Source organism: Cesiribacter andamanensis AMV16 (assembly GCF_000348925.1).
Taxonomy (GTDB): domain Bacteria; phylum Bacteroidota; class Bacteroidia; order Cytophagales; family Cyclobacteriaceae; genus Cesiribacter; species Cesiribacter andamanensis.
The window spans coordinates 1-10,222 of sequence record NZ_AODQ01000144.1 but is presented as its reverse complement, the minus strand read 5'-3'; the positions used below and the strand labels follow the sequence as shown (position 1 = coordinate 10,222).

Below are 10,222 nucleotides of genomic sequence, written 5' to 3'. Positions count from 1 at the left end.
TATCCCCTGTGTGCCTTGAGCATGGCCGGGAAAATGATGCAGTGAAACACAATATTGTCCTTGCCAATAAAGTGCAGCAGGCGGGTATCGGGGCTTTGCCAGTAGGGCTGCCAATCGCGCCCTTCCCGCTCGGCCCACTCCTTGGTAGCGGAGATGTAGCCAATGGGAGCATCAAACCACACATAGAGCACCTTGCCGCTGGCTTCGGGCAGGGGTACGGGCACACCCCAGTCCAGGTCCCGGGTTACGGCGCGGGGCTGCAGGCCCTGCTCAATCCAGCTTTTGCACTGTCCGTAGACGTTGGGCTTCCACTCTTTATGCTCTTCAAGGATCCACTGCCGCAGCCAGGCCTCATACTTCTGCAGGGGCAGGTACCAGTGGGTAGTGGTGCGCAATACGGGCTTGGCACCGCTGAGCATGGAGCGGGGGTCGATGAGGTCGGAGGGGCTCAGGCTGGTGCCGCAGCGCTCGCACTGATCGCCATAGGCTTCGGTGTAGCCGCAATTGGGGCAGGTACCCTTGATGTAGCGATCGGCCAGAAACTGGGCCGCCTGCTCATCATAATACTGCTCACTTTCCTTAACTTCAAATCCCCCCTGCTGCTGCAGGGTGGTGAAAAAGTCGGATGCGGTCTGGTGATGTACGGGCGCCGAGGTGCGGGAGTACACATCAAAGGATACCCCAAACTGCTGAAAGGAATCGCGGATCATGCTGTGGTACTTGTCTACCACCTGTTGGGGGCTCACCCCTTCTTTTTGAGCGCGGATGGTAATGGGCACCCCATGTTCATCGGAACCACAGACAAACAACACATCCTCTCCCCTGCTGCGCAGGTAGCGTACGTAAATATCGGCCGGCACATATACGCCTGCCAGGTGACCAATGTGCACGGGGCCATTGGCATAGGGTAAGGCAGCCGTAATGGTATGGCGCTGGAATTTTGTTGACATTCCTAAAAATTTTTCCCAAAAGTAGGGAATTTATAGAAGGCATGCCCCTTTGGAGCAGAAAAATCAGACAGCGGTGAGGCTAGTCTTTTTGGGCACCGGCACTATGCGCATCAGGTCCGACTCGGGCAGAATAACGGTAAAGGTGGTGAGCTCGCCCTGGCGGTCCAGTTTCACCTCGCCGACAAACTTGCGCACAGCCTTGCGTACCATGTACAGGCCCAGGCCTACGCCTGTAGATTTGGTAGAGCCCTGAAAGAACATGTCAAATACCTTTTCGTGCAGGCTGTTGGAGATACCCGGGCCATTGTCCTGCACACTAAACTGCAGCTTTTTGCCGGGCAAAACCTTGGCGGTGATCACCACAAAAGGCTTTTCATTGTCGGCAAAGGTAAGGCTGTTGTCCAGCAGGTTTACCAGAATAATGCTCAGCAGGTTGCGGTCCGATTCTATCCGAAGCTCATCCGGTATGGAGTTGTAAAAGGTAAACTGGCTGTTTTTCTTTTCGCTGGGCAGCTCGTAAATCAGGCTGTCTACAAATCCCTTAAAGGAGATATCCTCCATGCACAGCAGGTGCTGGTGAATGTTGTGCACCATCAGCAGGCGTAGCAGCAGGTTGTTGAGCTCGTTGGAAACCTTGTGCAGCAGATCAAAATAGAAATGGGCGTTCGGATCGGCCGACTCGATCTTGCCCAGGTTAATGATGCCCTGCATGCGGGCAATGGGGCCGCGCAGGTCATGGGAGGCTTTGTAAATAAAGGTATCCAGCTCCTGGTTGATGAGGGTGGTCTCCTGAAAGGCCCGTTCCCGCAGGCTCACATCATTGGCAATGCTCAGGACAGATTCAACCTTGCCCCATTCGTCGGTAAGCACCGAATGGCTCCACTCAATGGAGAGGGTAAGGCCGTCGGCCCGGCTCAGATGCTGCTGAAAGCTCACCTGGCTATCGGGCAGATCATCACCGGCCTGGCGGATCCGCTCAATGAAGTGCCGGTGCTTGCTATCCTGCAAAAAAGGGAGCTCTTCGGCCCGGCGTCCCAGCATCTCCTGCGCACTGTAGCCAAAGATCCGCTCGGCCTGCTCGGGCCAGCGCACCAGTTCCAGCTGCTTGTTCCATTCCAGCACGGCCAGGGGGGTGTTGTTGATGTGGAAGGCCAGCTTGCGGTAGGTATCGGTGAGGGCCCTGGTACGTTCCCGTATCTTATCCTCCAGCTGATCATTTGCCTCCTGCAGCTCCCTGTTGTAATGCTCAATCAGGTTATTGGCTGCCTGCAGCTCCTGGTTTTGGTGCTGTATGGTCTGGTGCTGTGCTTCTATCTGTGCCTTCTGTTGCTTGATCTCCACATGGCGCAATAGCAACTCCCGGTGGGCGGTACGCTCGCTGCGGTAGCGCAACAGGTAGAATATGGCCAGCACAATTACCATAATCAGCAGCGGCAGGCTCAGGGCCAGCAGCAGTTCCTGCAGGCGTACGCGGGAGTTGGTTTCGGCTGCTTCCTGCGTTAGGTCGGCAATCTGTTCTTCCTTCAGGGTCATTTCCCGCTCGGCCTGCGCCATGGCAAACTGCGCGGCCCGGTCCTGGTGAAAAGCACTGTCCTTAAGGCTCAGGATGCGGGAATAAAGGGCTGGCAGCACATCGGTTTTGCCCTTAAGCGCATACGCATTGGCAATGCCTGTGAGGGCCTCTACCTTTTTGTTCACATTCAGTACGGTATCGGCATAGAGACTGGCCCTTCCAAAATGGTAAAGGGCAGAATCTGCCTGGCCCAGCATATACCAGGCTTTGCCCAGACCCGAGAGTGAATTTACCATCCCCAGCCGGTCGCCCAGCTGCTGCTTGATCTTGAGGGAGCTGTGCAGGAGTGGCAGTGCTTTGCGGGCTTCCTTCTCATCCAGGTATACTTCGGCCAGGTTATTCAGGGCATAGGCCACGCCAGGGGGCCGGTTGATCTGTTCGGCTATGGATCTGGCTTTTAGAAAGTGCTGCCTGGCCTCTTCTCTGCGGCCCATTTTCTGAGCCAGCAGGCCCAGGTTGTTGTAGACCTGCCCCACCCCCAGGGGGTTTTGGGCACTCTCATCCAGCTGCAGGGCTTCCTGCAGATAGAGCTCGGCCTGCTGGTATTGCTGCAGATGCTTGTAGATGATCCCCAGGTTATTGAGAATGGAGGCTTTCTGGGAAGGAGTAAGAATGCTGCGCCCCAGGCTGTAGGCCCGGTTGTATTGTGAGAGGGCTTTGTCGTACTGGCTGGTTTTGAGGTAAACACCCCCCAGGTTGTTGTGAATACGCACGGCCATTACGCGGTCGCGGCGCTGGCTGGCCAGTTCCAGCCCTTTATGAAACCAGCTGACTGCCTGGGGATAGTTGGCCTGCTGCACGCACAGATCCCCAATAAACTTGAGGGCTTCTGTCAGCTGGGTACTATCCCGGCTAGTGCCGGCAGCCAGCAGCATGGAATCGGCATACTGGCGGGCCAGGCGGGGATTTTGAGCCTGAACCTGGGAGGCTTTGGCAAAATAGGCTTCGGCAGATAAAGGAGGGCGGCCGCTTTCACTCCCCCCCTGGGCCAGGGCACAAGGACCCATGCCTGCCAGCCACAGGAGCAACAGGAAGGGAATCAGAGTGTTAACCCCTGAGAGGTGAGGTGTACAAAACAGCTTTCCTTTCAACACAGATCCGGACGTTAAAGCGGGTCACAATTCTGTAACAGAAGGTAAAATTATGAAAATTAGTACCAGCCTTGAAAGCAAAGTATATTGTTATTTAGAAGGGATGGCACAAATTTAGGGCAAAAATGGTTTTGCCTAAGATTAATAAGTACTGAGCTGCACAGAACACCAAAGATAATGCGTACCTTTGCGGCGCTATTTTACAAGCTGATATGCTAAATACTTCTATTCGCAATATTGCCATTATTGCGCACGTTGACCACGGCAAAACCACGCTGGTCGATAAAATCATTCACTTCTCCCACCTGTTTCGCGATAACCAGGAATCGGGCGACCTGATCCTGGACAATAACGACCTGGAGCGGGAACGTGGCATTACCATTCTTTCCAAGAACGTTTCGGTTACCTACAAGGGGGTTAAGATCAACATTATTGATACCCCGGGCCACGCCGACTTTGGTGGCGAAGTAGAACGGGTACTTAAAATGTCAGATGGGGTACTGTTGCTGGTGGATGCCTTTGAGGGCACCATGCCACAGACCCGCTTTGTGCTTAGCAAGGCCCTGGCCCTTGGTCTGAAGCCGGTGGTAATTGTAAACAAGGTAGATAAACCCAATTGCCGCCCCGATGAGGTGCACGAAGAGGTGTTTGACCTGATGTTTAACCTGGATGCTACCGAAGAGCAGCTGGAGTTCAAGACCCTGTACGGATCTGGCAAGAATGGCTGGTTTAGCCTGGACTGGCGCGAGCCCTCCACCGACATCACCCAGCTGCTGGATACCATCCTGGAAGAGATACCGGCTCCCCCCATTCGGGAAGGGGTACCCCAGATGCAGATCACCTCGCTCGACTATAATGCCTTTGTAGGCCGCATTGCCATTGGCCGTGTGTACCAGGGCGTGCTCAAGGAAGGCCAGCAAATGGCGCTTACCAAAAAAGATGGTTCTATTAAAAAGACCCGGATCAAGGAACTAATGATCTTTGAAGGCCTGGGCCGCCAGAAAGTAAGTGAGGTGCCCTGCGGCGATATCTGCGCCGTAGTAGGCCTGGAAGATTTTGAGATTGGTGATACCCTTACCAGCGCCGAAAATCCACAGCCCCTGCCCCGTATTTCCATTGACGAGCCTACCATGAGTATGCTCTTCACCATCAACACCTCCCCTTTCTTCGGCAAGGAGGGCAAGTTTGTGACCTCGCGCCACCTGCGCGATCGTCTCTTCAAAGAAACTGAGAAAAACCTGGCCCTGCGGATTCAGGAGACTGATTCAGAAGATAAATTCCTGGTCTTTGGCCGGGGTGTATTGCACCTGAGCGTTCTGATTGAGACCATGCGCCGCGAGGGCTATGAGCTACAGGTAGGCCAGCCGCAGGTACTCTTCCGCGAAATAGACGGCCAGCGCCACGAGCCTGTAGAGCTGCTGGTAGTGGATGTACCCGAGACAAGTTCAGGGAAAGTTATTGAGCTGGTAAGCCAGCGCAAAGGCGAGCTTAAGATCATGGAGCCTAAGGGCGACCTGCAGCACCTGGAGTTTGAGATTCCGGCCCGGGGCATTATTGGCCTGCGGAACAACGTACTGACTGCCACCAGCGGCGAGGCCATCATGACTCACCGCTTCCTGGAGTACCAGCCTTACAAGGGCACTATACCGGAGCGGAACAACGGCTCTCTTATCAGCATCGAAACCGGTAAGGGCACTGCCTACTCCATCGATAAGCTGCAGGACCGCGGAACGTTCTTTGTAGATCCGGGCGAAGAAGTGTACATGGGCCAGGTAATTGGCGAGCACAGCCGCGACAACGACCTGGTGGTGAACATCCAGAAGGGTAAAAAACTGACCAACGTGCGGGCATCCGGCTCCGATGAAAGCGTTAAGATTGCTCCCAAGCGCCATTTCTCCCTTGAGGAAGCCCTTGAATTTATCCAGAAAGACGAGTATGTGGAGGTAACTCCCAAGGCCATCCGCATGCGCAAGATCTATCTGGATGAGAACGAGCGCAAGCGCCAGGCTGCTAAAATGAGAGACTAGTCTCCAGGACTATCCCCTATAAAAAAGGCCCTGCCGGAAATTCCGGCAGGGCCTTTTACGTATGGGCCTGCAGCTGGCTAGTCATTGCCGGCCAGCTTGCTATCTTTTTCCTTTTTCTCGGCGGCCCGCACCTGCTCGCCATCGCGCAGACGCTTGGTTACAATCACATAGGGACCGGAAACCACCTGCTGACCGGCCTCCAGGCCTTCGGTAATCTCAATGAATTCATAATCGCTGATGCCGGTCTTCACCTGGGCTTTCTGCGCTTTGCCCTCTTTCACCAGAAATACCACCTCCTGCACCGGACCACTGGGCTTGGGTACAGTGCGGGGGTTGTCATTGGCCGGGTCGCTGCCTCCGGCCTCCTTGGGGTTGTCTGCTACATTGTCCCGGGTGGTTACCGCCGCCAGAGGTACGGCCAGCACCCCTTCTTTTTTATTGGTAATGATCTCCACACTGGCCGTCATGCCCGGGCGGAAGGGGTAGGACTTGCCTTCCTTCACCAGATCTTCGTACGACGACTGCAGAATGCGGATCTTCACCTTAAACTCGGTTACCGCATCGGGGCTCACTTTGGTATTGGCTGTGTTGGCAATGGAGGTAACCACACCTGAAAATTTCTTATTCTGGAAGGCATAAGCATCTACATCTATGATCACCGTATCGCCCCGGCTCACCCGGATGATATCGTTCTCATTTACATCTACCTGCACTTCCATGCGGTTCAGGTCAGCAATGCGCAGCATTTCGGTACCCGCCATCTGGGAAGTACCCACCACGCGCTCGCCCTTCTCCACATCCAGTTTGGATACTATACCGCCCATGGGGGCAAAAACTGAGGTAAGCCGCAGGTTTTCCTGTGCCTCGCGCACGGTGGCGCTGGCGCTTTCCATCTGGTAACGGGCTGCCTGCACCCCCTGCCGGGCCGATTCCAGGTCCTGCTGCGCCACAGTATAATTCAGCTGGGCCTGCTCCCATTCGGCATCGGAGATCACCCCCTGCTTGTGCAGCTTCTGGTTACGCTCCCACTCATTTCTGGCACGCTCCAGCTGCGACTCGGCCTGGGCCAGGCGGCTTTGTGAGCTGGCCACATTGGCACGGCGCTCGTTATAGTTGGCCTGGGTGCGGGACAGTGCCGACTGAAAATTGTCGGGGCGGATCTTGAGCAGCAGCTGGCCGGGTTTTACCGAGTCGCCCTCATTCACATAGAGTTCGGTGATCTCACCCGGTACATCCGGGCTTAGCTTTACTTCGGTTTCGGGCTGAATCATGCCACTGGCGCTTACCTTTTCAGTGATGGTACGCCGCTGGGCTTCGGCCAGCTCTACTTCAGTGCCTTTGGGAGCCCCGATCCAGCCGGCCGATTTGGCCACTACGGCTACTATGATCAGCAGCAGGAGAATCCCTACTATACTATAAAGGGTACGGTTCGATTTCTTCTTTTTTACAGCCATGGTTGCAGCTTATTCAAAGGTGATAGGTTTGCCGAGGTAAAAGTCCAGCACTTTGGTTTTAAAGATATACTCATATTTGGCCCGGATAAAGTTTGCCTCCGCAACATCCAGGTTTGATTTGGCCAGGTTAAAATCCAGCGAGGTAGCCGAGCCATAGTTAAAGCGCTGTTCGGTAGCCCGGTAGGCTTCCCGCAGCGAGGCCACCTGGTTCTGGCTGGCCCGGTAGCTGAGGGCGGCGGCCTGCACATCCAGCGAGGCCTGCTCAATGGTCTGACGCAACTGCTGACGGGCCTGGGTGTCCTGCAGGCGGGCCCGCTCTGCCACAATGCGCGATTGGCCTACGCGGCTGCGGGCGCTCCAGCCATTAAAGATGGGGATGTTCAGGTTCACCGACACAAACCGGCGCAGGTTATAATCCAGCTGATTAAAATAGGTATTATCCTGAAAATCGACTGGCTGCTGCCGAATTGTATATACAGGCATATAATCTGGCTCTGTTCCTGTAAACCCAATAGCTACTGTGTCGCGCCTAAAGGCACTCCCTTCTCTGGGAAGCACATCCGGTGCCAGACTTGAATAAGCCGTTTGCACACCTGCATTAGCCGTAATGGTAGGCCAGTAGCCCGATCTGGAGATCAGTACGCCCAGCTCGCTGCTGGATTGGCGTAGCTCCGCTGCTTTGATCACCGGCTGGTTCTCCTCGGCCACCTGGTAGATTTCTGTAGAGGCCACCTCATAGGCCTGTACCGTGTCAAGCGCAATTTGGGGCACTACAATTTCCATGGGCTGATCGGCCGGCAGCTGCAGCAATTGCTTCAGATTCAATTTGGCCAGCTCCAGGGCGTTAAGGGCATTGGTTACCGCCAGCTGATCACCAGCAACCTGTGCCTGTATCTCAAAATAGCTGGCGCGGGGCAGGGCACCGGCGTCTACCTGACGCTGGGTTCTCTCCAGCTGGATCTGGGAGGCTTCCTGCCGTGCCTGGGCGCTGGCCAGCAGCTCCTGATTGAACAGGATGTTGATAAAGGCGGTGGCTACATTCAGGGCCACATCGTTTTGTACGGCAGCCAGATCATACTCACTGGCGCGCAGGTCCAGCTGATTCTGACGCAGGGTGTTCACCTTGCTGAAGCCATTAAAAAGGGTTACGTTGCTGGAGAGAAAGTAATTCTGAGAGCTGATGGCAGCATCTTCAATTACGTTGGTAAAGGGGTTGATGGAGCGACCTACCGAATACGAGGCGCCTGCACCAGCATTCAGTGTAGGGGCCAGGTCAAATTTAGACCGCTTCAGCTCTATCTGGTTCGACATTACGTCCAGACGGCTTTGCTCTACCTGCAGGTTATGCCGGCTGGCATACTCAACAGCTTCCTGCAACGTCCAGCGGGTGTTCACAGGCGCCTGTTGGGCATAACTGTAAACTCCCCCGCCCAGGAGCAGGAGCATCAGCATGGAAAATTTCTTCATAACAGTTTAAAAATCAATATCAGGTATATAGGTCACCTCTGTTACCCAGTCGAGGTGCTCCAGGTACTGCTTTACAATGGGCTGTATGCCGGAATCCATTTCAATCACCAGGCAGGCCAGGTCGTTTTTGCCCTTGCGCGATACCGACATGGTGGCTATGTTACAGCTATCGTTTGCCAGCACGCTGGAGATGAATGCAATACTCCCTTTCACATCCTGCGCCATGATGATGAGCGTATGCAGGGCGGCGCTAAAATTGGCCGTAAAGCCATTTAGTTTCGGGATCCGGATCACCCCACCCCCCAGGCTTTCGCCTACTACTTCCACGGTACGCTCGCCACGGCGCAGCTCCAGCTTAACCGTATTGGGGTGCAGGGTGGAGGCATTGCCTACCGACCGAAAACTGTAGGCAAGGCCGGCTTCCTTGGCCAGCTCCAGCGCCTGTCGTATGCGCGTATCATCCGTTTTATAGTCCATCAAACCGGCCAACACAGCCCGGTCGCTGCCGTGGCCCTCGTAGGTACGGGCAAAGGAGTTGTAGAAGGTGATCTTGGCTTCTTCCGGCTGGCCACCCAGTACCCGCCGGGCAACTCGCCCAATGCGCACCACACCGGCCGTGTGGCTGCTGCTGGGCCCAATCATCACAGGCCCGATCATATCAAAAATGCTGCTCTTATCTGTCATTTTTCTTATACAATGGTAGACAAATATGGCAAATAGTTGCTGGAGTTATTTATAAAAGGTTAATTTCTTATATGAATGCACCCCTGCCTATATGAATGCACTTCTGAACGGACACTCCCTTACCACACCAGAGGCCCAGCTGCTGCTTAACCGAGGCTTTCGCTATGGCGATGGCTGTTTTGAAACCATCATGCTCCATAAGGGTACTGCCCCCCTGCTGCACCTGCACCTGCAGCGCCTGCAAAAAAGCCTGCCCCTGCTGCAGTTGAACTGGCCGGAAGCCCTTCAGCTGCCCTCCCTGCTGCAGCCCTTTGCGGAGGGCAGTACAGAGTGGCAGCGCCTGCGCCTGTGGCTGTGGCGGAGTGGCGACGGTCTGTATACCCCTCAGAGCCAGGAAACTCAGTTTGCCCTGATGGCCGAAGCCAGCGCCCCCCCGCAGACAGCCATCCGAAAATCGGTAGGGTTATGCCAGCATACCCGGCTGGCGGCCAGCCGCTGGTCCTTTATCAAAAGCATCAGCGCCCAGGCCTATGTGCAGGCCAGCCTGGAGAAAAAGGAAAAGGGGGTAGAAGAATTGCTGCTGCTCAATGAAAAGGGCGAACTGGTAGAGGCTAGCTCGGCGAATCTTTTTATCAAAAAGCGTAACCGCTGGTTTACCCCTGCCCTTAGTACCGGCTGTGTGGCTGGTGTCATGCGAGCCCATCTGATGCAGCAGCTGCTCCAAAAGGGCGAGCCCGCCTACGAGGTCCATGCCCTGCCAGAGGAGCTTGAAAAAGTAGATAAAGTGGTGTGCACCAACGTAGGCGGCCTGTACCCCCTGCAGCAATATGGGGAGCGCCACTACAATACCGATATAGACGAGCTGCTGGAGCTGTTACCCCCGGCCTACCGGCAGGCCCTGTAACCATATACATGAATCATCCCGGATTTTGAAAGGATGAAATTTGAAGCAAAAAAACGGCTTGGATTACTTTCC

At 55.0% G+C, this 10,222-nt stretch carries 6 protein-coding genes; 2 read left to right on the top strand and 4 right to left on the bottom strand.

Annotated features, from left to right (window positions below):
- Positions 1-1,013 precede the first annotated feature (1,013 nt).
- A complete protein-coding gene (locus tag ADICEAN_RS18255) occupies positions 1,014-3,530 on the bottom strand; it encodes a tetratricopeptide repeat protein (protein ID WP_009197138.1) in 2,517 nt (838 codons plus the stop codon).
- A gap of 296 nt (positions 3,531-3,826) precedes the next feature.
- Here ADICEAN_RS18255 and typA point away from each other — a divergent pair, with 296 nt between their 5' ends.
- Complete coding sequence (gene typA, locus ADICEAN_RS18250; RefSeq protein ID WP_009197137.1) at positions 3,827-5,641, top strand: translational GTPase TypA; 1,815 nt, start codon at positions 3,827-3,829, stop codon at positions 5,639-5,641.
- Positions 5,642-5,718: 77 nt separating this feature from the next.
- Here typA and ADICEAN_RS18245 read toward each other — a convergent pair whose 3' ends face one another.
- Genes ADICEAN_RS18245 through sdaAB form a run of 3 tightly spaced genes read right to left on the bottom strand, consistent with a single transcriptional unit; the run spans position 5,719 to position 9,246 of the window.
- Positions 5,719-7,095 (bottom strand): efflux RND transporter periplasmic adaptor subunit, encoded by a 1,377-nt coding sequence (locus tag ADICEAN_RS18245; RefSeq protein WP_009197136.1) that lies wholly within the window; start codon positions 7,093-7,095, stop codon positions 5,719-5,721.
- Positions 7,096-7,104: 9 nt separating this feature from the next.
- Complete coding sequence (locus tag ADICEAN_RS18240; protein ID WP_009197135.1) at positions 7,105-8,562, bottom strand: TolC family protein; 1,458 nt, start codon at positions 8,560-8,562, stop codon at positions 7,105-7,107.
- Positions 8,563-8,568: 6 nt separating this feature from the next.
- Complete coding sequence (gene sdaAB / locus ADICEAN_RS18235) at positions 8,569-9,246, bottom strand: L-serine ammonia-lyase, iron-sulfur-dependent subunit beta (protein ID WP_009197134.1); 678 nt, start codon at positions 9,244-9,246, stop codon at positions 8,569-8,571.
- Between the two features lie 91 nt (positions 9,247-9,337).
- Here sdaAB and ADICEAN_RS18230 point away from each other — a divergent pair, with 91 nt between their 5' ends.
- Positions 9,338-10,150: an aminotransferase class IV gene (locus ADICEAN_RS18230; RefSeq protein ID WP_009197133.1), complete on the top strand. Its 813-nt coding sequence runs from the start codon at positions 9,338-9,340 to the stop codon at positions 10,148-10,150.
- Positions 10,151-10,222: the final 72 nt, after the last annotated feature.